Consider the following 24,394-nt stretch of genomic DNA (forward strand, 5'->3'; position numbering starts at 1 on the left):
AATGAGTAGCGGTCGTATCATTCAGATCATCGGCGCGGTTATCGACGTCGAGTTTGAACGTAATAGCGTTCCTAAGATCTATGAAGCTCTCCAAGTTGATGGTACTGAAACGACTTTGGAAGTTCAGCAACAGCTTGGTGATGGTGTAGTTCGTACTATCGCAATGGGTTCTACTGAAGGACTTAAACGCGGTCTTAACGTGACTAGCACAGGCGCACCGATTTCTGTTCCAGTTGGCCCAGCTACGCTTGGTCGTATTATGGACGTTTTGGGTCGCCCAATTGATGAAGCAGGTCCTGTAGCGACTGAAGAGCGTTTGCCAATTCACCGTCAAGCACCTTCTTATGCTGAACAAGCAGCTTCTACTGATCTTTTAGAAACTGGTATTAAAGTCATCGACTTACTTTGCCCGTTTGCGAAAGGTGGTAAAGTTGGTTTATTCGGTGGTGCTGGTGTTGGTAAAACCGTTAACATGATGGAGTTGATCAACAACATCGCGAAAGCACACTCAGGTTTATCTGTGTTTGCTGGTGTTGGTGAGCGTACTCGTGAAGGTAACGACTTCTATCACGAAATGAAAGATTCTAACGTTCTTGACAAAGTAGCAATGGTCTACGGTCAGATGAATGAGCCACCAGGTAACCGTTTACGCGTAGCGTTAACTGGTTTGACCATGGCTGAATATTTCCGTGATCAAAAAGACGAAAATGGTAAAGGTCGTGACGTATTATTATTCGTCGACAACATCTACCGTTATACACTTGCGGGTACTGAAGTATCAGCATTGTTAGGTCGTATGCCATCTGCAGTAGGTTACCAACCGACACTTGCAGAAGAAATGGGTGTTCTTCAAGAGCGTATTACGTCTACTAAGTCTGGTTCGATCACTTCGATCCAAGCAGTATACGTACCTGCCGATGACTTAACAGATCCATCGCCTGCGACAACATTTGCTCACTTAGATGCAACAGTTGTATTGAGCCGTGACATCGCATCTTCTGGTATTTATCCAGCGATCGATCCACTTGACTCAACTTCACGTCAGTTAGATCCATTGGTTGTTGGTGCTGAGCATTATGAAATTGCACGTTCTGTACAGAACGTATTGCAACGTTATAAAGAGCTTAAAGACATCATCGCAATCTTGGGTATGGACGAGTTAGCTGAAGAAGATAAATTGGTTGTTTACCGTGCGCGTAAAATCCAACGTTTCTTCTCTCAACCGTTCCACGTAGCTGAAGTATTTACTGGCGCGCCTGGTAAATTAGTACCACTTAAAGAAACGATTCGTGGCTTTAAAGGTCTATTAGCTGGTGAATACGATCACATCCCAGAACAAGCGTTCTATATGGTTGGTGGTATTGACGAAGTGATTGCTAAAGCTGAGAAACTCTAATTCGAGGAGATCATCTCATGGCGACTATGCAATGTGACGTCGTAAGTGTTAAAGAGTCAATTTACTCTGGTACAGTGACGATGTTAATCGCTAAAGGTGCGGGTGGCGAGCTTGGTATTTTACCAGGACATGCTCCACTTGTTACGTTACTCCAACCAGGACCGATTCGTGTTCAGTTGGAAAATGGTACAGAAGAAATTGTCTATGTATCAGGCGGTGTGTTAGAAGTTCAACCTCACGTTGTGACTGTGCTTGCAGATACTGCAATTCGCGCTGACAACTTGGATGAAGCGGCAATTATGGAAGCTCGTAAACAAGCTGAACAATTGTTAGCAAATCAAAAAAGTGATTTGGACTCTGCTGCTGCTCTTGCTGCGCTTGCAGAAACTGCTGCTCAGCTTGAAACGATCCGTAAAATCAAGAATCGTGCAATGTAATTGTAGATTCAAGATTGAGAAAGCCACCGTAAGGTGGCTTTTTTATTTTTAGGCATCTTGAATAATTATAAATTTGCTATAAATTACAAATCTTAATTTAGAATTATTAGTCCAAAGAGAAAATCATCATGAAAATGATAAAAAGTCTTCCATTCTTTATCGCTATGGCTTTTGTAGGGTGTGCATCAGTACCAACAGCAAATAACCAACTGAATGAGCAAGCCAAGAACTTAACAGCACCTTCTGAAGGCCAAGCAGCAGTTTATGTATATCGTTCAAATAGTGTGGTTGGCGCTGCACTTAAAAAAGATGTATGGATTGATGGTGATTGCCTCGGAGAAACGGCTCGTGGAACATTCTTTTTAAAAGAAGTTTCCGGCAATCAGAAGCATACAGTTTCTACAGAGTCTGAATTTTCTCCAAATCATTTAGAACTTATGACTGAAGCCGGTAAACAATATTTTATCCAACAATACATTAAACCTGGTGTATTAGCGGGTGGAGCAAATCTAAAACAAGTCGATGAGCAGACTGGTAGAAAAGCTATAGCTCAATATCAACTTGCACAGTCTGGTAAATGCAGTAAGCAAACAATCACACTTGATAAAAAATAATAAAAAACCATCCTTAGATATTTTTTGATTATTTAGTACGAAGATTAACACTTAGCATGAAAAGGAAGATTGTGCTAAGTGTTTGAATCTGCATTATTTCCCAATAATAATGTCGCTAGCTTTACCATGTCCATTTGGATGGTATTAAGTTGTTTTTCAACTTGAGCAAAATCAATTTTTGAAAGATCAACTTGTCCTTGTAACAATGGCATATTTAACAGCTGCTGATTCGCAGTTAATAAGCTTTGGCGAATTTGATCTACTTCACCGCTTTTCAAATTTAATGATAACAAAATATCTCGAAGCCCATTCAATTCTTGCTTTAAATTATTAGTCGCGCTGTCTAAACTTTGAATATTTTTGTCTTGAATGGCTTGTTGAAGATCGAGCTGTGATTGCTTAAGTGCGGTTATATAGTTATCAGTTCCGATTTGTAGTTTTGCAATATCATAGGCAATATTGAGCATATTGCCATCACTTAAGTTTTGAACTTTTTCAGAAATTGTTTGAGTGTTTTCAGAATTTGTAATTGTCTTTTCACTCTCGGTCTTCTGTTGGTTTTGTTCATTTTCTTGAGGGACTTGGTCACAACCCACAAATGTAAAGACTGTAACAAATGTAAATACCGTTAGAATAACTTTAGTAGAAAGTTTTGCCATCATTATTAACAGCACCGAATTACAAGAAGATCGTCACTATAATAGGAAAATATGAATAAAATAATGATTTTTGCAATTCAGCAACAGTCTAATGCTTTAGCCTATTGCTAGAAATATTTAGGTTTTAAAATAGAAAAGAACAGATTAACTGCTCTTTTCTATCATTATAAGTGCTTATTTTGCTAATTCAGCTTCAATCGCAGTGATGATACGCTCATCATCGGCAGTGATATCGGGTGCAAAGCGTGCCACAATTTCACCATTTTTATTCACTAAGAATTTTTCAAAATTCCACAATACTTCAGGTGGATTATTTGGAGTTAAACCATAATCAACCAGATCTTTCCACCAAGGACCTTCACCAATCCGTTCAGGAATTGCCTGTGTTAGTGTTTGATATAGCGGATGTTTGTCATCACCTGCGACTGAGATTTTTGCAAATAAAGGGAAATGTACATCGTAGTTGAGTGAACAAAATTGTTCGATTTCATCATTTGTGCCTGGCTCTTGCTCTAAGAAATTATTCGCAGGGAAGCCTAAAATTTCTAAACCTTGATCTTTTTTCGCTTGGTAAAGTTTTTCTAAACCTTCGTACTGTGGCGTTAAGCCACACTTAGATGCAACGTTAACAATCAGCAAAACCTTACCTTGGTATTGATCAAGATCAACCTCTTGACCTTTAATATCTTTCACTGGAATGTGATAAACCGATTGACTCATTGGCTACGTCCTAATTTGTTGTTGTGAAAATACTTGTTTGTTTTAACTGCTAATTTCGTGGAGTGCAATGCTCTTGAGATGAATCCATACAAATTATGCGTAAAAGTAGGAATGACCTCTATATTGAGGCATTTTTAAGTTGGATTGGAGTTTGTCCAGTATAGCGTTTGAAGAATTCAATAAAGCTAGAGCTATGGTGATAACCTAAGCGATATGCCAATTGTTTAATGGTCATACCTTGACGTATTTGATTGATGGCAAAAATGATTTTGGCTCGATTCCGCCATTCTGATAATGAAAGTTGTAATTCCTGTTGGCTTAATCGCAATACGTGGCGCTCGCTTACAGCAACCTTATGCAACACTTGTTGTAGGCTCAAGTTGAATAAATCGGGATCTGCAAGTTGCTCTAAGATTGGTGCGAGGATGGGATGGGTGCTTTGAGGTAAATAATGAGAGTGTGCAGGTGCTTGCTTTAATTGATCAAATAAGACTTGCAATAGGTGTTCAAGATACGCAGGTGATGAGTTCTTTTTTTGTTGTTCTAAAATTTGAATGACTAATGCACGAAAAAACGGTTCAATGCTAAAACAACGACAAACATCTCCTAATACATTGCCAAATTGAGGGTGTAATCGGATACAAATGTAATGAATTTCATGTGCCACTGGTAATGATTGATGTTCAGTGCGTGGTGGTAGCCATAGTCCATAACTTGGCGGCGATAAATAGTATTTTCCTTCTATATCAAATTCTAAAGTACCATTTAGACTGAAATTAAAATCGCCCCAAAGTGAAGTATGTGGACTGACAATATCATCTTTTTGGTAAAGAAATTCATGTACTTCAATACCTGTTAAAAAGGGGGATTGTTCAGCTTTTACATACTTCATTTGGGGTTCTCATTTAATTTTCACAAGTCATTTTAGGGTTATTTAAGCCTTTAGCTAGCGTGAAAATACTGATGAGTGCTAAAGCAACAAAGCTAATCACACCATAAATTAAGATATTTTCATTGAAGTGGTCAACCACGTAGCCTCCTAGCAATGAACCTACAGCAATCATGACTTGGAACATTCCCACAAATAAGGGCATCCCTTTTTCAACTGCATTTGGTGCATGAACAAACATCCAAATATTAGCTGAAGTTGGGAATGCTCCAAAAGCAAAACCCCAAAGCGCAGTCAGTACGATGGCACCAAATTCATGGATTGCAAAGATTGGAAAGCCAAAAAATACCACAGCGAAACAGACACTCACAAAAGCCAGCGTATAGCGAACATTTAAGTTGCCGCTATAGCCTGCAAAGGCATTTCCAAAAATACCTGCAATACCGTAAAGCAAGAGTAGGGAGCTGATGGTGGTGCCATCAAATCCTGCAATATTTTTAAAGAAAGGTGCTAAATAGCTATAGGCACAAAAATGGGCAAGACCTATTAACAATACAATCAACATACCACTACGCGCTTTGGGAATTCTAAGTAAAGCAGGTAGATCACGTAAATGAATGGCAGATTCTGGAATTAACTTGGGTAAAAAGACGATTTGTAATAGCAACACAATCAAGCCAATTGCAGCTGTGATTCCGAAGGCACTGCGCCAACCATAAAATTCGCTCAGCCATGTACCGATAGGAACACCTAAGACCGTTGCAAATGTGACACCTGCCATCACGACCGCTGTTGCTTTAGCGATAGGAAGGTGAGCAGGAGCGAGTTTACCGCTTAGAGCAATTGCTGTTGCCCAGAATCCACCTATGGCAATTCCGAGCACCAAGCGACTCAGCAGCAGAACATTAAAACTCTCTGCAAATGCAGTAATGGTATTGGCGATGACCATAATTGCGGTGAGTACGATTAAAACGTAGCGTCGATCAAGTTGTTTAACATAAATGGGCAGTAAGGGCGCGGCAAATGCTGCCATGACGCCAGGTAAAGTGATGATTAAACCAGCTGTACCCACAGAAATATTCAGATCTGTTGCGACACTATTAAGCACACCAACAGGAAGAAATTCACTGGTGACTAACGCAAAAGCGCCAATTGCAACAGCTAAAATTGCATACCAACTCCCTTGAGTTTTCGATGACTCGGTCGTGGGTATTTCGGGAGAATGAGAGTTTTCCATAAAAATTCCTTTATTGTTAAGGGTATAACAATAAAATTCTGAACAAAGTTTGTTTTTTATAACGATCGTTAGGAAATAAAATAGTTGATAAAAATCGATGCGTCAATTAATTTAATAATGATCGTTATGAAAATATCTGTGACCTTTATGACAAATGTACATGAGACTCTGCCGATACCTTGTGATGACAGCTTGAAAAAAAAGCGTGGTCGTCCGAAGTGTTTTAATGAGCAACAGGCTTTAGAAAAAGCAATGTTGTTATTTTGGGAGCATGGTTATGAAGCGACTTCAATTAGTGATTTAACCCAAGCTTTAGAACTCACTGCACCAAGTTTGTATAGTAGCTTTGGAGATAAAGCTGGGCTGTTTTATAAATGCATCGATTATTATTTGGCACATGAAGCTTGTCCGATTGTTCCTATTTTTTTAGAAGCCAAAACGGCTAAAGTTGCATTTGAGCTTTATTTATATGACAACGTTAAGCGTTTGGCCCAACCCAATAAACCAGCAGGTTGTATGTTGGTTGTTGCGACCATGAGTTGTTCCGACAATGCGCAGGCAGTGCAACACAATATTCTGGAAAAACGTTTGCAGACCAAGCAAAAACTGTTTGAGCGTTTAGAGCAGGGAGTTGCCAACGGTGATTTGTCAGCAACAGCACCTTTACAGGAAATGACAGACTTCTATGCAACAGTTGTGCAGGGTCTGACCATTCAAGCACGAGATGGGGCGACTGTTGAACAACTTCATAAGGTAGTTGAACATGCGATGCGTGGGTGGGATTTATTCTCATCTTAATGTCCATACAGCGATATAAATGTCTGAAATACGATATTTAAATTATTTTAGACATCTTTCAGAATACTCTTGTTGTTGAGATTTTGTGAGAGCGCGGATGAGTCAGTTAAATAAATATCAAAAATGGGCATTTGTATTACCTTTAATTGCAGTCTTGATTTGGTCACTCAACATTGCGGTGACGCGCTATGTTGCAGACTTTATTTCTCCAGTGAGTATTAGTTTTTATCGTTGGTTTGTTGCATTTTTAATTTTGACACCATTCATGCTACCGGAAGTATGGAAACAGCGTGATTTGATTGGTCCTTATATACCGAAGTTAGCCGTTCTAAGTGCTTTTGGCATGGTGCTCTACCAAGGTCTCTCGTATACAGCAGCACATTATACAACTGCGACTAATATGGGGATTGTTAACGCATTTGTGCCTATTTTCACGATTTTTATTTCATATCTTATTTTGAAAGATAGACCTAATCGTTTTGCAATCTTTGGCAGCTTATTGTCGTTCGCTGGTTTAATTTATGTGATGAGCCAAGGCCATCTATCGAGTTTATTTGCTCAAGGTGGGCATTGGGGCGATGCGGTGATGGTACTCGCAGTTGGCTTTTATGCTTTTTACGGCGTGTTCTTAAAAAAATGGCAACTACAACTGCCACTCATGACGAGTTTATATATACAAATTTCGTTTGCATTGTTGTATCACCTCCCATTTTTGTTATGGCTTGGACTAGATAGCATTAATGCAGAAAATGCAGGAAGTGTACTCTATGCAGGCGTGTTTCCATCGCTGATTGCACCTTTATTATGGATGGTTGCTGTTCAATCGATTGGTCCAAATAGAACCAGTATTTTTATGAACTTGATGCCTGTTTTTACCGCACTGATTGCTAGTTTTTGGTTATCTGAGCATTGGACAATTTACCATACGATCGGAGGCATCATGATTCTGATTGGTATTATCTTGGCACAGAAGAAAACAATCAAAATGCCAATTCAGATGGCTAAATCGAGCACATAAATACTAAAATATGAGATGCGTTCGGTTAAAATATCAACAAACGCATCAAAATATTGATCTAATGATTATTCTTTCTATATGATTTACAAATATATTTTTAACAGACACGAAATTTATGAATAAAAAAAAGCTGAATAAAAATATAAATATAATTTTATTTCACTTTTAAAACTGACAAAAATAGTACGCTTTTCACTTTTTTTGTTAGATAAATAATATATTTGTATAAGTTGAACGATTGATCCATAATACTTCACACAGCGAACTTATTCGTTATTAGAATGAATGAGTTGCTCACCAAATTTACGAACCCTCTGGATGTGATTATACACATCCTTTTTATGCTCAGTTATCCCTATATAACTGAGCTTTTTTTTGTCTTTTATTCACCTAACTAAGCGCGAATGATTTCACCTGTGAGAGCATTCAAAATTCGGCTTGGTTCTTGGCTGAGCCCGAGTTTACCTTCTAAATAGTTTAACGATTGGCCAAAATAATTTTGGGCTTGCTGTAATGTATGGGCAGGACTTAATCCAGCAGGATTTGCACTGGTCGAGACAATAAATCCGCCAAAAGAATCGCAGAGCTGTACACATAAAGGATGTGTGGTGACACGAACAGCAACTAAAGGATGCTGTCCTTTAATCCAAGTCGGAATGTGCTGGTCAGCAGGAAGTAACCATGTTGTCGCACGTTCAGTTGCTTGTCGATTTGACCAACTAGCAATAATTTGTTTACGAAGATCAGAACTAAGATTCTCAAGTAAATGCTCGACTTGTTGTATATGTCCAGCCAATAAAATCACCCCTTTTTCTACGGGACGATGTTTTAGTTCAAGAATGGTTTGAAAAGCTTGTTCATTATAGGGATCACACCCTAAGCCCCACACAGCCTCAGTTGGATAAGCAAGAACTTGCCCTTGTGTTAAAAGTTGAGCGGCTTCAAGAGGTGAGGTGGTGATCATGGAGGCTTAGAACAGATTTCAAGAAATGGTCTTAATTAGTTTACCGAATTAAATCACTTGGTAAAGCCTATTTACTTTTAAGAAAGCTGTTTAATTCGTTTGATGTTCAAGCATATTGCAAAAAGCAAGATGAGTTGTTTTCTCATCAGACGCATTTTCTAGTTCTAAAAAGAACATTTTTTCTTCTTGTTTGGTTGCATGTACGGTTTGTCGATAATTTTCTTCAGATAATGATTCAATGCGTGCTTGAGGATTAAAAACACGATATATAAGAATAACTTGAACTTAATTTGCTATTATCAAAGTGAATATTGCAATGCTGATTTTAGACATGTATCGCACCAACTGATTAAGTGATTTAGCTTCTAAAGTTTTATGTATTTGTTTTATCTATAATTAGTATTCTAAACGATTGGACGACAACGCAAATAGCGACCGCCTTGTTGCATACATAAACCCAGTAATTCAAGTTCCATTAATTGAGAAGTCAGCTCCGCAATTGAAGTCTGATAACGTTGAGCCAATTGATCAAGATCCTGTCCAACCCAATCCAGTATTTGATAAAGTGCAATCAAATGAGTCGGAAGATTCATTGGTTCAATAGAAAGATTCTCAGATGGTTTATGTTGAGTCTGCCAATGGGTGGGTAATGCTAAATCTTCAATAATTTGCTCAGGATGATCAACTAAAGTTGCTCCTTCACGAATGAGTTGGTGGCAACCTTGATGATGTTCACTATAAATATGCCCAGGTATTGCGAAAACCATTTTCCCTTGATTGGCTGCTTCATTTGCTGTGATCAAAGAACCACTTTTTAACGCGGCTTCAACCACCAATACCCCTAAGGTTAAACCACTGACAATGCGATTACGTCGTGGGAAATGTTGCTGTAATGGCATGGTAGTTGGAAGGAACTCGGTGATAATCGCACCTGTTTGAGTAATTTCTTGTGCTAGTTGTTTGTGTTGAGCGGGGTAGACGCTATCTAAACCTGTTCCAGTCACGGCAATGGTTCGATGATGTGCTAAGCCACCTTGATGAGCAGCATGATCAATGCCATGTGCTAGACCACTGGTGATATAAAAACCTTTTTCACTTAAATAATAGGCAAAATCATAAGCGACCTGTCGTCCATGTGGACTGGGCTTACGGCTACCAACCATTGCGATTTGAGGCTGTAACAATGCTTGTGCTTGACCTTGTCCAAATATAATCGGTGGATGATCTGAGTAGGGCAGTAATTGTGTTGGATAACCGATATCTTCAGTGGTTAAAATAAAATCCGTATGCTTGTAAATGAGTTCTATCAGTTGTTGAAATTGTTGTTGACCTTGTGCTGTTTGGAATTCTTCTAAACGTTTTAAATGATTAGCATGTAAGCCTAGTTTTTGCCATTCAGTCCAATGATGAGGTTGAGTTGCTTGTTCACAATCACCAAAATGACGCAGAATTTTTTGAAAGCTAGGTAGGGAATGTTGAACCAGATACCACACCATTACAGTGTGGTAGTGGTGTGGTTGTAATTGCTTTAGCATAGAGTTAGCAATTAGTCTTCAAGACGTGGTGGCTTAATGTCTGAACCAATTTTAATTGGCAATTCACTCTCTAAGACATAAGCGTAGCTGATACGATCAAAGCTCTTAAAGATCATTACACTACCTAAATACTGCCCAGGTAATTTCACTTTTTCTTTCGTTTTTGGATCTTTAACCACTTCGCCATCTTGATAGATACTGAAGACTTGTCCAGTTTCAACGCCATCCGCCGTACCACGATCTACGGTAACTACACCATTTTTAGCTGCAGTACCAATTGATCCCATAACTCGAATGATTTTACCGCCATCTTTCACTTGATTCGCATCAATCGGATAGAACAGTGTTGGTAACATAGCATCTTGTTCAGCCATGATACGATCGCCACGACGGACTTCACCATTGTAGCTGTCGGTCAGTTCTAAAGTAGTGATGTCATTTTCATTACGAATAGTCACACCAGAAGCAACTTGAGTCAGTTCAACACCAAGATTCTGCTTTTTACCATTTTGATCAATCGCAAAATAAGGTTCGCCTTCGCGGAATACGCCGTAACGTTGTCCATTTTCAAGACCTTTACCGCGCACATAAACGCTTTGACCTTTACCTGCTAAGACACGGTTATCAGCAGTACCTAAAATATAAGGTGTATTGGTAATCGCATCAGCTGGAAGAATAGTCGTACGCTCTAACCATTGTTGAATATGCGCCAATGGAATGACAGGGACGCTATTGTTTAATGCTTCGATACGAACACGTGGACGTAAAGTTGTAGAAGAATTTCCAGAATAGCGACGAATAATTCCTTCACAACCATCACCTTCGTCTTTACCGACCAAGGGCTTACCATTCAATGTACAGAGTAATAAGCGGTCACCTGGATAAATCCAATGTGGATTTTTAACGTGTTTGTTGCTTGCCCAAATTTCAGGCCAACGCCAAGGTTTACTTAAAAACTTGCCTGAAATATCCCAAAGCGTATCGCCTTTTTTAACTACATAGACATGAGGTGCGCCCACTTTTACCGAAGGAGGGTTCACATTTGGACTCGCAGCATGCGCAATATTCACGCTCATGCCTAAACCCGCACAAATTGCGGCAGCAATCAGTTGTTTTTTTAACCCCAAGGCATGAAATGCGTGTATGCCGTTTAAAACCTTTTTCATTATCATAATTCCTAAAAATTATGTGTGTAGTTGCGTTATAATAACGACCTTACACACAATTTTTTGATCAAGCATTCCCTTCAGTTGGTTTTCTGATCAATGGCATAAATGAGGAACAGTATGGCCTTATTACCTATTTTAAGTTTCCCTGATCCCCGTCTTCGAACCATTGCTAAGCCAGTCGAAGAAGTCACTGATGATATTCGTCAGCTTGCAGCAGATATGTTTGAAACCATGTATGAGGCACCGGGTATAGGTTTAGCGGCATCTCAGGTTGATCATCATATTCAGCTTATTGTTATGGACATCTCTGAAGAGAAAAACCAACCGATGGTGTTCATTAACCCCAAAGTCACTCCACTGACCGAAGATACTCAGCCTTATGAAGAAGGCTGTCTCTCTGTGCCTCAAATATACGACAAAGTTGAGCGTCCGTCACGCGTAAAAATCGAAGCAATTAACCTTGAAGGTCAAGCATTTGAGTTAGAAGCTGACGAACTTCTCGCTGTTTGCATCCAACATGAAATGGATCACTTAAATGGCAAACTTTTTGTTGATTATTTATCACCATTAAAACGTCAACGTGCACGTGAAAAAGTAGAAAAAGTGGTACGTCAACGTGAAAAAGAGAAAGTAGCAGTTAAACGCTAACGACATTTAGGTTCATTTAGATGCCTTTATTGTTTCGTGCTGGTTTGTTGCTTGCATTTACCGCAATCTGTTTACAGGTTGCGGTTTTCTTGCAGCCACTACTACCGAAGCAATATCAAATTGCACCAGTCTGTGAAACGATTACTCAGGCATTATTTATAAGTAAGATAAGCACTGATGCCCAAAGCTCAGCGCATTCTTCTCATCATCATTCGCATCAGTTTGAGCAAGATCAAGTATCGATGCCCAAACATGATCATCATGATCCGAATCATCAATGTCAGTACTGTACGGTATATGCCAATTTAGTCTTGCCACCTGATTTAGGTATCAAAGAAGTGTTGGTTCGTATTCAAATTCGTCTGATTGCCTATCAGCACGCTTTTAAGCATGTTTATTTTGCACTTCAACGTCTTTTCTTATTGCCACAAGGTCGGGCGCCGCCGCTCTTTGCATAAATTAAAACTTTATTGTCGTTAGGGTTTTAAAACCCTGACCCCGTTTTATCTATGTTTTAAGAGAGACCGATAATGGCTCAACCTAAATTTTTATTACAACCGCTGACGGTTGCGATTCTTGCTGCTTCAAATTCTGCGGTGCTATCGGCAAATACTGAAACTCAGTCACAAACTCAAATGGCGCAAGTCACACTTGCACCTATTGTTGTCACTGCACAACTCGCAAATGATGCGAATGGTTTGATTGTACACAGTGACCCTAAACAACCGATTCAACCTGTCCCTGCTTCGGATGGTGCTGCATATTTGAAAACTATTCCTGGTTTTAGCAGTATAGGCAGTGGGGGAACGAATGGTGATATCAGCTTTAGAGGAATGTTTGGTTCACGAATTAAAGTATTGAATGACGGTTCTGAGGAACTAGGTGCGTGTCCAGCACGTATGGATAATCCAACTTCATATATTTCACCTGAGAGTTTTGATCGTATTACCGTGATTAAAGGACCTCAAACCGTTCGCTATCCAACACCTGGTTCGGCAGCAACGGTTTTATTTGAAAGAGATCCAGTGAAATTCGATCAGAATCAAAACTATAAAGGTCAAGCGAGTGTGGTTGCAGGCTCATACGGTCGATTAGATCATAATGTAGATGCGGCGATTGGTAATGACACTGCTTATGCACGTATTAATGCGAACCGTTCTGTCGCCAATGACTATCAAGATGGTGATGGTAAGGATGTTCATTCAAATTGGGAACGTTGGGGTGCGGATATTGCATTAGGATGGACACCAACTGAAAATACGTGGATTGAATTGCAAGGTGGAAAAGGCGATGGTGAGTCGGCTTACGCGGGGCGTTCACTTGATGGATCGCAATTTAAACGTGAAAGTCTGGGACTACATCTGGAACAACGCAATATTAGTGAGGTGATTAAAAAGATCGAAGCACAAGTTGATTATAGTTTTAATGATCACATTATGGATAATTTCAGTTTGAGAGATGTGCCAGCAGGTGGTATGCCTATGGCAATGGACGTCACTCGCCGTACGCTTAATGCAAGAGCAGCGATCACGACAGATTGGGATAAAATCAGTCTCGTTTCAGGACTTGATTCTCAGCATAATAAGCAAGCGGGTAATATGTACATGCGTGGTCAGTTGCCGCCAGCAATGGATGAGACTCTCAGCTTTCAAAGTTATGGTACATTTACTGAAGCGACTATTCCTGTAAATGATAACAATAAAGTGATTACTGGCGCTCGTATTGATCATGTGGAAATCGAAAATCTAGCGAGCAATAAATCGCGTAAAAATACTGTGCCTAGTGGTTTTATTCGCCTAGAAAATCTCATGCCGCAACATGATTTGAAAAGCTATATTGGTTTAGGTTATGTAGAACGTACGCCTGATTTCTGGGAAATTTATCGGACAGTATTACCATCGACAAATGTGGGTATGGATGACATGAATGGTCATGGCGGTCATGGCGGTCATGGCGGTCATGGCGGTCATGGCAATATGCCAATGCCAAGTGCAACCAGAACAATGGATGACTTGGAATATCTAGACAATGAAAAAACGCTCCAACTTGATTTGGGTTATCAACTTGATCATGGGAAATACAATAGCTGGGCATCTGCTTATGTTGGTGTGATTAAAGACTTTATGTTGATCAGCTATGATGATCCTGATAATGAAATGCTTACCCCGAAAATTCGTAATGTAGATGCCACGATTGCAGGTGCAGAATTAGGTGTAGGCTATAAATTTACAGATCAAATCCAAACCGATGTGAGTGCAATGTATGCGTGGGGAGAAAATACAACGGACAATAAGCCATTACCGCAAATCGCACCTTTGGAAGCACGCTTGAACTTGCGTTATATTGCTGATCATTATTCTTTAGGTCTGTTATGGCGTGTTGTTGCGAAACAAGATCGTATCAGCAAGAACGAAGGAAATATAGTTGGCTATGACATGGGTGAAAGTAAGGCTTTTAACACGCTGTCTTTAAATGGTGCCTATAAACTAACTCAAAATGTTGAGTTGTCGGTCGGGATTGATAACATCCTTGATGAGACATATGCCGAACACTTAAATAAAGGTGGTGCTGCAACAGGTTTTTATCCTGCTGATACTCAATATAACAATATTGGTCGAAACTATTGGACTCGAATCAGTATGAAATTCTAAGCTATAAAAAATAAGGTGGCTCAGCCACCTTATTTTATTTTTAAGTTAAGCCAAACAGTCTTGTTTAGGCATTAAGCTATCGCAGTACAACGGATTAAGTGCGCATTGCAAATCATCAATTTGTTCTTGAGTGACATAGCCTTTGGCTGTGAGATATTCAGCCACACGATCATCGCGCAAGCTTAAAAATGCCGCATCATAAACGCCTAAATCTACAAATAAAGCTGCTGTTTCCAAGCTATTGAAATGATCTAAAAATACATCGTTTTCATGCATCAAAAAAATGTGTGTTAATTCTGCATTAGCATCTACATTTAAACGTTGTGCTAATTGCTCTGGGCGAGTTTTAATAAATAATAAATCGGAAAGCTCATCAAATTGGCTTTTATCTAATTGGTTTTCACCATCTTTCACATGCCCCAACCATGCTTTGAACACTAATACTGCACCGCCACGTAGTAACATGCTCCACATCTGATGACGTGTTTCATGGTCAAGATGGGAAGATTCTGCCTCTAGGCTATCTAAAAACTTTTCTTCTTGTTGTGCCAGTTTTTCAAATAAGCCTAAACCTTGAGGTTGATAAGCGGTCGGTGCAAACACATCGAAATTAAGTTCATTAAATACATTTAATGCTAATGGCACAGCTGATTGATAAAGTGTATCTAAAGCACGTAAATGTGTTTCATCAAGATTGCTTTGAGTGAAAATATTCTTCCAAGCGAGTTCTGGTAATAAAGCATTGGCGCTGTATTGGCGATAGAACTGTAACGCATTATGTTCTGAAGTGGCTTGATTGCTATTCATGATCATTGTCCTTTATGACGTTTGTGTTAGAAACCCAAAAGGAAAGACATAGGTTTCTATCAATTCGATCAATTTATGCGTGATTCAGAAAACAAGTAGAATACGACTAAAGTTGTATGTGTGGTTTTTGGTGTTAAATATCCCAATAAAAACAGAATATTAACTAATTGTAAGTAAGTGTACAAACGTTCACTAATGTAAGTGAACGTTTTTGCCATAGTCAAAAATTATTTGAGCATATTGGTCAATTTTTTATCAACCCACCTCTAGGTTTATGAAGTATTTTGCCTATGTTGCAAAATATTATGCTAATTCAGCCGAATTTAAGGCAGTGGCATAATTTTTAAACCAGATAACCATGCTCTCAAGCCTGCGGGTTTGAGTGGCTTTCTGAGTAAAACAATATTTTGTTGTTTTAAACGTTGTGGTAATTCTGGATCAGAGTCCGCCGTAATCAATGCGACAGGAATATGAGCAGGACGATACCGCTCTATAAAATCTAATCCACGTTGATCATTATTCAAATGCTGATCAATCAACCAAACTTGAATGTCTTCACTTTCAATTAGTTTGAGTGCTTCCGATGGTTCAGTGGCGGTAAAGATTTGATAGCCCCATTTACTGAGCAATGTACGCATACCTTCAAGGATCGTCTCATCATTGTCTAAACATAAGACTTTATAAGCGGTGTGTTGAAGTGCAGTTACTTGTGTTACAGATACAGGAATGACAGGAGCTTCGACCAAGGGTACTTCAATCAGGAAGCAAGAGCCTTTTCCGAGTTCAGAATAAACATGTACAGGAAAATCGAGCAGGCTCGTCATGCGTTGTACAATTGCAAGTCCTAATCCAAGACCTTGTTCACCCCAAGGGGATGTATGCCCACAGCGCTCAAATTCTTGGAATAATTTAACGCGTTGTTGCTCATTAATCCCTGGGCCGGTATCCCAAACGCCAATCCGAATATGGTTTGGACGTTGTGCAGTACGTAGTACGCCCACCACAACACGACCTTGTGCTGTATAACGTAATGCATTGCTGACAAAATTTTGAATAATGCGTCGCATCCATTGCGGATCAGTATCAATCCAAAAGTTAGTGTCATGAACATTGAATTGAATATTACGTTGTGCAGCAATGGATTTGAATTGCAGTTCTAAATCATTCAATAAGTCATGTAGTGAATATGCTTGACGCTTAGGTTGAATAGTTCCACCTTCCAAACGAGCAATATCCAAAAGGGCAGAAAGCATGCTTTCTGCGCCGTATAAGGCACGATCTAACTGTTGTAAAGTCTGTTGATCTTCGAATGAATGTACACTTTGTTCGAGTGCTGTACTAAATAAACGTGCAGCATGCATGGGTTGTAATAAATCATGACTAGCTGCTGCAATAAATCGACTTTTTGATTGATTAGCTTTATCTGCTTGCTCTCTAGCAAGCTGTTGTTCAGTCAGTGCATCTGCAAGTTGTTGGGTTCGGTCACTGACTCTTTCTTCTAACACCGCTTCATTTTCACGGAAAGCGGTAATATCAGCGAAAGTTGTGACAAAACCACCACCTTCAATCGGATTTCCACGCATTTGAATGACTAAACCATCTTTACGAATGCGCTCAAATTCATGTGCGCTACCGACTTTCATCCAATGAATACGTTTGCGAACATGTTCTTCCACAGGGCCAGGTCCGCATTCGCCACGTTCAGCGTTATAACGAATTAAATCTGCAATTGGACAGCCGACATAAACCAAATCTTTGGGATAATCAAAAAGTTTCAAATATTGATTATTCCATGCAACTAAGCACATATTCTTATCAACCACACTCACGCCTTGCGTCATGTGATCAATCATGGTCATCAGTAGATTTTGATTAAAGCGTTGCCATTGTGATGCTTGATCGAGGATGTTGGCGACTTGTCCTAGCGCTAAGCCATTATTAATCATTGCGGTTGTGAGCAGAGTACGAGCAGAGGCAGCACCAATAATTCCTGCTAAGTACTGTTCGGTAAAGCGCCACCACATTCCATTGGCAACATGGTTTTCATTGAGTATGAGATGATTTTGCTCACAAAATTGTTGAAATGCTTGAATGGTGGGTTTGTCACCAGTAATTCGTTTGGCTAAAGCGAATAAATCGCCAACTTTTAGGCGCGCTGCATTTTGTGGTAAATCATTGAGATCAATTGATGATGGTGTGGATGGCAGCGGTTTACTTTCATAGTAAAAAAAGCTTTCAGCTTGAATTTGTTCCGCGACACTTGGGCGATAAAGTCGAGAGATCCAAATATAAAAAACAATATTAAGTCCTAGTGCCCACATCACCCCATGTGTAAGAGGAGCAAATGATTCAAATCCCAGAATCGCTTCAGGACGTAAAGCATTGATATCCCAAGGACCAAATAATAATAAATGCTGTGAAAATTGTTGATATTGCTCAGGGAGGCTACGCAATACCGTTGGAAATAACAGCGTGTAGCTCCACATGATGAAGCCCACAATTAAACCGGCATAGACACCTTGTCGACTTGCTCCGCGCCAGTACAAACCACCAATCAGGGCAGGAGAGAATTGTGCTACGGCACTAAATGCCAGTAAGCCGAAAACGGATAATTGATTAATATCATTAAAGAAATGGAAAAATAAAAAACCTAATAGCATGACACTAACAATGCTAATTCGACGAGTTAGCTTCAAGACTTTAGGTAATTGCTGATCATGCCTAGAGATCACATTAAAACGCCATAAGGCAGGCATAATTAAGTCATTGCTGAGCATAATTGAGAGTGCAACAGAGGCAACCAATAACATGCCAGTTGAAGCAGAAAAACCGCCTAAAAAAGCCAATAATGTCAGCCAATCTTGTTGGTAGCTAAGCGGCAGCGCCAAAACCGCGACATCAGGCGTTCCCAATGACTCAGGCAGTGAATGCAATGCCCAACTGGCAATTGGGATAATCGCCATGATGGTCAATATCAAATAGGCTGCGAACCAACGACGCGCCCCTCGGATGTGTTTTTCATCACGTAATTCGACCACCGCGACATGGAACTGGCGGGGTAAACAGATCATGGCCAGAGCAGCGAGTAGCGTTTGAATCCAGAATGTTTCAGGAACGCCAAGTTGCTGTAAGTCATGAAAGTGCTGACTGACATCTGAACTAACTTGTTTGATATTATCGGGCGACTGTAATAAGAAAAAACCCGCAACACACAGCAGTGCGAATAATTTTACAAAAGATTCAAACGCGACTGCCAACATCAGACCACCATGTTGTTCTGTATGAGCAATATGTCGTGTTCCAAAAATCATCGCCAATATTGCTAGTACAGCAGTCAACATCAATACCCCATTGGTGGTGGTATCAACATGAGCATTTTGTTCAAGAATAACCGAAGCACTTAATGCAATGGCACGTAACTGCAAAGCCAGATAAGGCACAATTGCAATTACAGCTAAAATTGTAACCAGTGCGGCTAGGCTGCCGCTCTTACCATATCGTGCTGCAACAAAATCGGCGATCGAGGAAATAGCATGATTCTGACGGATTCGACCTAAGCGCTTCCAAATATCATAACCAAACCAAATGAACAGCAGTGGTCCTAAATAAATGGGTAGAAAAATAATCCCTTCACGAACGGCTGCTCCAGTTGCGCCATAAAAAGTCCATGAAGAGCAATAAACGCCTAAGGTTAAGCTGAACATGAGCATACGACCACGAGGGCTTAATCGGCTTGCATGTTTTTCGCCGAAGAAAGCACAGCCGAATAACAACACAATATACAGGGCCAAAACCCCAATAATCAGCCAACTGTTCATATTGCCTACATGATCAAATTCCATTTTTTATCATACCCGATACGATGACGCTGGTAAGCAGAGTGTGTGCATTTAGAGACCAAAGTCTAAGTTACGAGTCAAGCATAATCTTGTTACTTTGGATAATGAAAAATCCCATGCGAAATGGGGTCCACGGCTGGACACAAAAATAAGGAGTTAATTATGGATGACTCACAGGTAGAACGTATTCTACAAAATCCAAAGTTTCAAGAAATGGTTAGCAGAAAACGCACTTTAAGTTGGACATTAACAGCAATTATGTTGTTTATCTACGTCGGATTTATGCTTTTAGTTGGCTATAACAAAGAGTTTCTAGCAAGTTCATTTAGTGGTGGCATTACAACCTGGGGCATGCCCCTCGGTTTAGGCATCATCGTGTTGTCATTTTTATTATGTGGTGTGTATTCATATATTGCCAATACGAAACTTGATCAACTCAATGAAGAAGCACTCAAGGAAGTTGAGGCAATCACACATGAAAAAGGGATGCACTGAGATGAAAGGGACGTCTATTAAAGCGATCATTTTCGCACTCGCAACGTTGTGTAGCTCAGGTATTGCATTTGCTGGTCCTGATTTAGGAGCAGCTGAGCAGCAAGCCACCAACTGGCATGCGATCATTATGTTTATGATCTTTGTTGGTTTCACGCTTTTTATTACCAAATGGGCAGCTAAGCAAACACAATCTACCCAAGATTTCTATACTGCGGGTGGTGGAATCAGTGGTTTCCAAAACGGTTTAGCGATTGCGGGTGACTATATGTCAGCAGCATCGTTCTTGGGTATTTCAGCATTGGTGTTTAGTTCAGGCTTTGATGGCTTGCTCTATTCACTTGGTTTCATGGTCGGTTGGCCGATTGTTTTATTCCTTGTTGCTGAGCGCTTACGTAACTTAGGAAAATATAACCTTTCTGATGTGGTGTCATTCCGTTTGGAAGAGAAGCCAGTTCGTACTTTAGCGGCAGTGAGTTCATTGGTTGTTGTTGCTTTCTATTTGATTGCTCAAATGGTGGGTGCAGGTCAGTTAATCAAACTATTATTCGGTTTGAACTATAATATCGCGGTTGTGATTGTCGGTTTATTGATGATGGCATACGTGATGTTTGGTGGTATGTTGGCAACGACTTGGGTTCAAATCATCAAAGCGGTGATGCTACTCAGTGGTGCAACATTCATGGCATTCATGGTGATGAAAGCTGTGGGCTTTAGCTTTAGCAATATGTTTAACCAAGCGATTGGTGTATACAGCCAAGCGCATAATATGAGCTGGGATGAAGCTGCAAAAATCATGGGGCCGGGCAAGCTTGCTGCGAATCCAATTGATGCACTTTCTCTTGGTTTAGCATTGATGTTTGGTACAGCAGGTTTACCGCACATCTTAATGCGTTTCTTCACAGTAAAAGATGCGAAAGAAGCACGTAAATCAGTTGTTGTTGCAACAGGCTTTATTGGTTATTTCTATCTTTTAACTTTCATTATTGGTTTCGGTGCAATCTTATTCGTTGCAAACAATCCTCAGTTCCTTGATGTTGCGAAAGCGGCTATGACAGGAAAATTAGAGTTGGTTGGTGGTAACAATATGGCGGCAGTTCACCTCAGTGATGCGGTTGGTGGTGACCTATTCATGGGCTTCATCTCAGCAGTTGCTTTTGCCACAATCCTTGCGGTTGTAGCAGGCTTAACGCTTTCAGGTGCATCTGCAATTTCTCATGACCTTTATGCAAACGTATTCAAAAAAGGTAAAACCACTCCTGCATCTGAATTGAAAATGTCAAAAATTGCAACTTTAGGTTTAGCAATCTTTGCCATGATCTTAGGTATTTTGTTTGAAAAGCAAAACGTTGCATTCATGGTTGGTTTAGCATTCTCTGTTGCATGTTGTGCAAACTTCCCAGTTCTCGTCTTATCTATGTTCTGGAAAGGCTTAACCACGCGTGGTGCGGTAATTGGTGGTGTGGTTGGTTTGGTTGGTGCGGTAAGTTTAATTATCTTATCAAAAGCAGTTTGGGTTGATACTTTGGGTATTTCTGAAACGGCACCGAATCCATTTAATGGACCTGCATTATTTGCAATGCCATTATCATTCCTTTGCTGTTGGTTCTTCTCTGTAACAGATAAAACTGCTCGTGCAGAGAAAGAGCGTAAAGCTTTCGATGCTCAGTTTGTTCGTTCGCAAACAGGTATTGGTATCTCTGGTGCATCAGATCACTAATTAAATTCAATATCGAAATCAAAGCCCTCAATATTGAGGGCTTTTTTGTTGCTTAAATTTTATTGATGCATGCTCGCCAGTTGTTGTGATTGATTGCGATATAAAGACAAGCCCATTTTCTGTAAATGTCGTCCTTTATTTTCTAGAAAATGATTTAAGGATGGGAGATATTTTGCGCCTGTATACAGCGTTAAGTTTCGTCCAATCAGATAATAGGCAAACCATGCGGCAGATTGAGGTTTTAAACCTAGTTTCTGCATTTTATTGCGACCAATAAAAAATTGGGTAATTTCTAAATGTTGTTTATACGCTAACTTCTGTTGGAAAGAGCGAAGATAACGATATTTACGTTCAAAAGGTTCTTTCGATAGACTAGAGCCGAGTGAAATACTACTTGCATCAGATTCGGGATGTACAAATTGCATCCAATAAATCAATTTCCACCCTTCTGATTCTTTATTGACGAGCCATTTTTCTTCAATACCCATCAGCCAGCCAGCGTATTTCCAGAAATGTAAAAAGCTGTCGACTTCATTCGCACTAGGAAAAATTCCTAAAGCACGAATACCAATTAATACCACACCGCTAAACGCGATATTGGTCATGGCTTGATCATATTGATTAATCGGTAAGCCCCACGTTTCTGCATCCCATTTCTCAGATTTATTTAGTTGTAGGCGAACAAGCGAGTGAATAAAACGAACAAAAATCGTCGAGGTAAACCCCTTGCTAAAACGTTCAAAACCGTTTTGTTCAGTGATATCTACCCACCATTTTGTTGTCTCAGCTAGTCGTGTTCCTGCCTGTTTTTTTAATGCACCAGTAAGTACCAAAGGTTGGTTAAAACCTGGATACATATAACCCGTCATTAAAGATAAATCACGAAGAATTAATCCATTATTGATGCCTAATCGATAAGTAAATTTCAAGGCTGCATCAATTTTAGTTTGATCATACCAAATTGGTTTTTGTTCGATTAGATTAAAGAATGCCGTAAGTTCAGGAATCTGCTGCGGTAGTTTATCTAAACCCTCATACAGCGCTGTTTCAAAATACTTACGATGTTGTTTTGGATTTTGTAAAACCCATTGCATAAGCTGATCCATGGGCTCATCACCACTCTGCAAAGCAGTATTGAGTGCAAGATACTCTTCATAGCTGGGTTGAATCTCTTGTTGAGTCATATAACCGAGAATTTTAGTTTTGATATTGGACTGAATCATGTCCTCAAACGAGGCGAGACGTTTTGGTTTGACAATGCTTTGCATGAGTTAAAGCCTTTGATTGTTATTTAATCAAAGCTTAATATGAATAAATATTCGTATTCAATTCGCATTTTTATTGAGGCCTTGTATGAGAAAAAGACCACAGCAGCAACGTGCCAAAATGATTGTCGACAGCATATTAGAAGGTACACAAAAATGTATTTCTGAGTATGGAGTGTTACACGTGACTACACCTAAAATTTCAGAAAAATCAGGGGTGAGTGTTGGATCGATTTATCAGTATTTTGAAAATAAAGAACAAATTGTGGCAGAGCTTTTATTGCGCAAAAGTGAACATTTGGGACAAGCATTAAAACAACTGGTGATCTTACAACAACAAAGTTCTATTCAAGACATCATCACATTAAGTATCGCCTTTGGCTTTGAATCTTTGAAATCCGATCAAGGTTTTTTTATTGAAATTTTAAAAAATTGGCATGCATATAGTGATTCTGAAGCAGCACAAATATTGGAAAGACATTTTCTAGAAATCGGGATGTATTTATTTGGACGTTATTATCCGCATTGGGATTTTGAGACTTTAAAGCATAAGTCTTTTGTGATTATTAATAGTACTTTATTCACGATGATGCGCTATGCAAGTAAAAATACTTTCTTAATCGAAGAACAGCGATTACAACAAGAATTATCTAAAATGATTGTTTCATTTCTCGATACAGTATGATGCTATGAGCAAAATGACAAAGATAACAAGCGCTAGGAAAACAACATGCAAACGCTAAAGCTTTTTTGGAAAAATTTTCGTGTATTACCCTCGGCATGGTTGTTATTGGTCCAACTCGCGCTTTTGATTTTAGCTGTATTTACCTATTCAGATAGTGAATATCGCGCTTTAACGTGGTCACTTGGTGTATTAGCACTATTGATTATTGCGAAGGTGATCCGCCAAACGCCAGTATTTACATTTTGGGGATTGTTTTTTGTCGTTGGCGCTTTTGCTTTTTCGATTTTAATTTTTGCAGGCTATGACAATAAAACAATTCAAATTACTGCTTATAGCTTTGAAGCCCTTGCATATTTTTATGCAGCTTATGGTTTATTACGTTATATGTTTGCAGATCGTTATTTGACTAAGGATGAATTGTTTGCAGCAGGTGCAGTCTTTACCTTAATTGCTTGGGCATTTGCATTTTTATATAGCATTTGTCAGCTTTTACTACCGAATAGTTTTCAAAATCCGAATAATCCACAAGAATTACAGCGTTGGTTGGATCTTTTGTTTCTTAGCTTCAGCCTTCAATCTGCTACAGGCTTGTCTGATCTTTTACCGATTCGCCCTGCTGCACGCGTATTGGCAATGTTACAGATGTTCTGTGGCGTAATGTATTTAGCAGTAATCGTGTCTAGATTAATTGCATTGCAATATATTCCACACTCAAATGCTCAATCTACAGATAAAGAATAGTGTGTTACAGCTTTACAACTGCGTTAATTTTCACGTTTCTTATAATAAATATCGAGTTTTACATTTTTTAAACTCGCTTTTATTCACATTGTGAATGTCTTATTTGACCA

At 39.5% G+C, this 24,394-nt stretch carries 22 protein-coding genes; 12 read left to right on the forward strand and 10 right to left on the reverse strand.

What is annotated here, in order from left to right:
• Position 1: 1 nt before the first annotated feature.
• The 3 genes from atpD (at position 2) to F933_RS09745 (ending at position 2,447) form a co-directional block, all read left to right on the forward strand.
• A complete protein-coding gene (atpD, locus tag F933_RS09735; protein ID WP_004801985.1) occupies positions 2 to 1,396 on the forward strand; it encodes a F0F1 ATP synthase subunit beta in 1,395 nt (464 codons plus the stop codon).
• Positions 1,397 to 1,413: 17 nt separating this feature from the next.
• Positions 1,414 to 1,833 carry a F0F1 ATP synthase subunit epsilon gene (locus F933_RS09740; RefSeq protein WP_005055573.1) on the forward strand — a complete coding sequence of 140 codons (420 nt, stop codon included), beginning with the start codon at positions 1,414 to 1,416 and terminating at the stop codon, positions 1,831 to 1,833.
• Positions 1,834 to 1,961: 128 nt separating this feature from the next.
• The gene (locus tag F933_RS09745) at positions 1,962 to 2,447 is read left to right on the forward strand and encodes a DUF2846 domain-containing protein (protein WP_005060766.1); all 486 of its coding nucleotides are present in this window, start codon (positions 1,962 to 1,964) and stop codon (positions 2,445 to 2,447) included.
• Between the two features lie 74 nt (positions 2,448 to 2,521).
• On the opposite strand, the gene F933_RS09750 is transcribed toward F933_RS09745, so the two are convergent.
• The 4 genes from F933_RS09750 to F933_RS09765 form a co-directional block, all read right to left on the reverse strand.
• The gene (locus tag F933_RS09750; protein ID WP_005060768.1) at positions 2,522 to 3,109 is read right to left on the reverse strand and encodes a hypothetical protein; all 588 of its coding nucleotides are present in this window, start codon (positions 3,107 to 3,109) and stop codon (positions 2,522 to 2,524) included.
• Between the two features lie 171 nt (positions 3,110 to 3,280).
• Positions 3,281 to 3,826, reverse strand: coding sequence for a glutathione peroxidase (locus F933_RS09755; RefSeq protein ID WP_005060771.1), 546 nt, complete (start codon positions 3,824 to 3,826; stop codon positions 3,281 to 3,283).
• Between the two features lie 118 nt (positions 3,827 to 3,944).
• Positions 3,945 to 4,718 (reverse strand): helix-turn-helix transcriptional regulator, encoded by a 774-nt coding sequence (locus F933_RS09760; RefSeq protein WP_005060773.1) that lies wholly within the window; start codon positions 4,716 to 4,718, stop codon positions 3,945 to 3,947.
• 13 nt (positions 4,719 to 4,731) lie between these two features.
• Complete coding sequence (locus F933_RS09765; RefSeq protein WP_005060777.1) at positions 4,732 to 5,952, reverse strand: MFS transporter; 1,221 nt, start codon at positions 5,950 to 5,952, stop codon at positions 4,732 to 4,734.
• A gap of 138 nt (positions 5,953 to 6,090) precedes the next feature.
• On the opposite strand from F933_RS09765, the gene F933_RS09770 reads away from it, so the two are divergent.
• Both F933_RS09770 and F933_RS09775 read left to right on the forward strand, forming a co-directional pair.
• A complete protein-coding gene (locus F933_RS09770) occupies positions 6,091 to 6,750 on the forward strand; it encodes a TetR/AcrR family transcriptional regulator (protein WP_418654836.1) in 660 nt (219 codons plus the stop codon).
• A gap of 97 nt (positions 6,751 to 6,847) precedes the next feature.
• Complete coding sequence (locus F933_RS09775) at positions 6,848 to 7,768, forward strand: DMT family transporter (protein ID WP_005060780.1); 921 nt, start codon at positions 6,848 to 6,850, stop codon at positions 7,766 to 7,768.
• Positions 7,769 to 8,162: 394 nt separating this feature from the next.
• On the opposite strand, the gene tsaC is transcribed toward F933_RS09775, so the two are convergent.
• The 3 genes from tsaC to F933_RS09790 all read right to left on the reverse strand — a co-directional run bounded on the left by tsaC (position 8,163) and on the right by F933_RS09790 (position 11,433).
• Positions 8,163 to 8,732 (reverse strand): L-threonylcarbamoyladenylate synthase type 1 TsaC, encoded by a 570-nt coding sequence (tsaC, locus tag F933_RS09780; protein ID WP_005055581.1) that lies wholly within the window; start codon positions 8,730 to 8,732, stop codon positions 8,163 to 8,165.
• A 404-nt stretch (positions 8,733 to 9,136) separates the two neighbouring features.
• Positions 9,137 to 10,267: a DNA-processing protein DprA gene (gene dprA, locus F933_RS09785; protein WP_034710713.1), complete on the reverse strand. Its 1,131-nt coding sequence runs from the start codon at positions 10,265 to 10,267 to the stop codon at positions 9,137 to 9,139.
• An 11-nt stretch (positions 10,268 to 10,278) separates the two neighbouring features.
• Positions 10,279 to 11,433 (reverse strand): LysM peptidoglycan-binding domain-containing protein, encoded by a 1,155-nt coding sequence (locus F933_RS09790; RefSeq protein WP_005060785.1) that lies wholly within the window; start codon positions 11,431 to 11,433, stop codon positions 10,279 to 10,281.
• A 120-nt stretch (positions 11,434 to 11,553) separates the two neighbouring features.
• On the opposite strand from F933_RS09790, the gene def reads away from it, so the two are divergent.
• The 3 genes from def (at position 11,554) to F933_RS09805 (ending at position 14,735) form a co-directional block, all read left to right on the forward strand.
• Positions 11,554 to 12,084: a peptide deformylase gene (def, locus tag F933_RS09795; protein ID WP_005055584.1), complete on the forward strand. Its 531-nt coding sequence runs from the start codon at positions 11,554 to 11,556 to the stop codon at positions 12,082 to 12,084.
• Between the two features lie 20 nt (positions 12,085 to 12,104).
• Positions 12,105 to 12,542, forward strand: coding sequence for a DUF2946 family protein (locus F933_RS09800; protein WP_005060787.1), 438 nt, complete (start codon positions 12,105 to 12,107; stop codon positions 12,540 to 12,542).
• Between the two features lie 72 nt (positions 12,543 to 12,614).
• Positions 12,615 to 14,735 carry a TonB-dependent receptor domain-containing protein gene (locus tag F933_RS09805; RefSeq protein ID WP_005060790.1) on the forward strand — a complete coding sequence of 707 codons (2,121 nt, stop codon included), beginning with the start codon at positions 12,615 to 12,617 and terminating at the stop codon, positions 14,733 to 14,735.
• Between the two features lie 45 nt (positions 14,736 to 14,780).
• Here the strand turns inward: F933_RS09805 and F933_RS09810 are convergent, their stop codons facing one another.
• Together F933_RS09810 and F933_RS09815 are read right to left on the reverse strand one after the other, a co-directional pair.
• Positions 14,781 to 15,542 carry a hypothetical protein gene (locus F933_RS09810; protein WP_005060791.1) on the reverse strand — a complete coding sequence of 254 codons (762 nt, stop codon included), beginning with the start codon at positions 15,540 to 15,542 and terminating at the stop codon, positions 14,781 to 14,783.
• A 323-nt stretch (positions 15,543 to 15,865) separates the two neighbouring features.
• The gene (locus F933_RS09815; protein ID WP_167539087.1) at positions 15,866 to 19,360 is read right to left on the reverse strand and encodes a hybrid sensor histidine kinase/response regulator; all 3,495 of its coding nucleotides are present in this window, start codon (positions 19,358 to 19,360) and stop codon (positions 15,866 to 15,868) included.
• Between the two features lie 183 nt (positions 19,361 to 19,543).
• Between F933_RS09815 and F933_RS09820 the strand changes: the two genes are divergently transcribed.
• Both F933_RS09820 and F933_RS09825 read left to right on the forward strand, forming a co-directional pair.
• Positions 19,544 to 19,876 (forward strand): DUF485 domain-containing protein, encoded by a 333-nt coding sequence (locus tag F933_RS09820; protein WP_004680029.1) that lies wholly within the window; start codon positions 19,544 to 19,546, stop codon positions 19,874 to 19,876.
• A 1-nt stretch (position 19,877) separates the two neighbouring features.
• Positions 19,878 to 21,593, forward strand: a complete 1,716-nt coding sequence (locus F933_RS09825) for a cation acetate symporter (protein ID WP_034710716.1) — start codon at positions 19,878 to 19,880, stop codon at positions 21,591 to 21,593.
• 59 nt (positions 21,594 to 21,652) lie between these two features.
• On the opposite strand, the gene F933_RS09830 is transcribed toward F933_RS09825, so the two are convergent.
• Positions 21,653 to 22,861, reverse strand: a complete 1,209-nt coding sequence (locus tag F933_RS09830) for an oxygenase MpaB family protein (RefSeq protein ID WP_005060798.1) — start codon at positions 22,859 to 22,861, stop codon at positions 21,653 to 21,655.
• An 85-nt stretch (positions 22,862 to 22,946) separates the two neighbouring features.
• On the opposite strand from F933_RS09830, the gene F933_RS09835 reads away from it, so the two are divergent.
• Together F933_RS09835 and F933_RS09840 are read left to right on the forward strand one after the other, a co-directional pair.
• Positions 22,947 to 23,543 carry a TetR/AcrR family transcriptional regulator gene (locus F933_RS09835; protein ID WP_005060800.1) on the forward strand — a complete coding sequence of 199 codons (597 nt, stop codon included), beginning with the start codon at positions 22,947 to 22,949 and terminating at the stop codon, positions 23,541 to 23,543.
• 45 nt (positions 23,544 to 23,588) lie between these two features.
• Positions 23,589 to 24,284 carry an ion channel gene (locus F933_RS09840; RefSeq protein ID WP_005060802.1) on the forward strand — a complete coding sequence of 232 codons (696 nt, stop codon included), beginning with the start codon at positions 23,589 to 23,591 and terminating at the stop codon, positions 24,282 to 24,284.
• The last annotated feature ends 110 nt before the right edge of the window (positions 24,285 to 24,394 follow it).

The organism is Acinetobacter beijerinckii CIP 110307 (assembly GCF_000369005.1).
Lineage (GTDB): Bacteria > Pseudomonadota > Gammaproteobacteria > Pseudomonadales > Moraxellaceae > Acinetobacter > Acinetobacter beijerinckii.

What these genes read in the sequence shown, in the direction of transcription:
- atpD (WP_004801985.1), top strand. Translation starts at nt 2, where the DNA reads ATGAGTAGCGGTCGTATCATTCAGATCATCGGCGCGGTTATCGACGTC.
- F933_RS09740 (WP_005055573.1), top strand. Translation starts at nt 1,414, where the DNA reads ATGGCGACTATGCAATGTGACGTCGTAAGTGTTAAAGAGTCAATTTAC.
- F933_RS09745 (WP_005060766.1), top strand. Translation starts at nt 1,962, where the DNA reads ATGAAAATGATAAAAAGTCTTCCATTCTTTATCGCTATGGCTTTTGTA.
- F933_RS09750 (WP_005060768.1), bottom strand. Translation starts at nt 3,109, where the DNA reads ATGATGGCAAAACTTTCTACTAAAGTTATTCTAACGGTATTTACATTT.
- F933_RS09755 (WP_005060771.1), bottom strand. Translation starts at nt 3,826, where the DNA reads ATGAGTCAATCGGTTTATCACATTCCAGTGAAAGATATTAAAGGTCAA.
- F933_RS09760 (WP_005060773.1), bottom strand. Translation starts at nt 4,718, where the DNA reads ATGAAGTATGTAAAAGCTGAACAATCCCCCTTTTTAACAGGTATTGAA.
- F933_RS09765 (WP_005060777.1), bottom strand. Translation starts at nt 5,952, where the DNA reads ATGGAAAACTCTCATTCTCCCGAAATACCCACGACCGAGTCATCGAAA.
- F933_RS09775 (WP_005060780.1), top strand. Translation starts at nt 6,848, where the DNA reads ATGAGTCAGTTAAATAAATATCAAAAATGGGCATTTGTATTACCTTTA.
- tsaC (WP_005055581.1), bottom strand. Translation starts at nt 8,732, where the DNA reads ATGATCACCACCTCACCTCTTGAAGCCGCTCAACTTTTAACACAAGGG.
- dprA (WP_034710713.1), bottom strand. Translation starts at nt 10,267, where the DNA reads ATGCTAAAGCAATTACAACCACACCACTACCACACTGTAATGGTGTGG.
- F933_RS09790 (WP_005060785.1), bottom strand. Translation starts at nt 11,433, where the DNA reads ATGAAAAAGGTTTTAAACGGCATACACGCATTTCATGCCTTGGGGTTA.
- def (WP_005055584.1), top strand. Translation starts at nt 11,554, where the DNA reads ATGGCCTTATTACCTATTTTAAGTTTCCCTGATCCCCGTCTTCGAACC.
- F933_RS09800 (WP_005060787.1), top strand. Translation starts at nt 12,105, where the DNA reads ATGCCTTTATTGTTTCGTGCTGGTTTGTTGCTTGCATTTACCGCAATC.
- F933_RS09805 (WP_005060790.1), top strand. Translation starts at nt 12,615, where the DNA reads ATGGCTCAACCTAAATTTTTATTACAACCGCTGACGGTTGCGATTCTT.
- F933_RS09810 (WP_005060791.1), bottom strand. Translation starts at nt 15,542, where the DNA reads ATGAATAGCAATCAAGCCACTTCAGAACATAATGCGTTACAGTTCTAT.
- F933_RS09815 (WP_167539087.1), bottom strand. Translation starts at nt 19,360, where the DNA reads ATGAACAGTTGGCTGATTATTGGGGTTTTGGCCCTGTATATTGTGTTG.
- F933_RS09820 (WP_004680029.1), top strand. Translation starts at nt 19,544, where the DNA reads ATGGATGACTCACAGGTAGAACGTATTCTACAAAATCCAAAGTTTCAA.
- F933_RS09825 (WP_034710716.1), top strand. Translation starts at nt 19,878, where the DNA reads ATGAAAGGGACGTCTATTAAAGCGATCATTTTCGCACTCGCAACGTTG.
- F933_RS09830 (WP_005060798.1), bottom strand. Translation starts at nt 22,861, where the DNA reads ATGCAAAGCATTGTCAAACCAAAACGTCTCGCCTCGTTTGAGGACATG.
- F933_RS09835 (WP_005060800.1), top strand. Translation starts at nt 22,947, where the DNA reads ATGAGAAAAAGACCACAGCAGCAACGTGCCAAAATGATTGTCGACAGC.
- F933_RS09840 (WP_005060802.1), top strand. Translation starts at nt 23,589, where the DNA reads ATGCAAACGCTAAAGCTTTTTTGGAAAAATTTTCGTGTATTACCCTCG.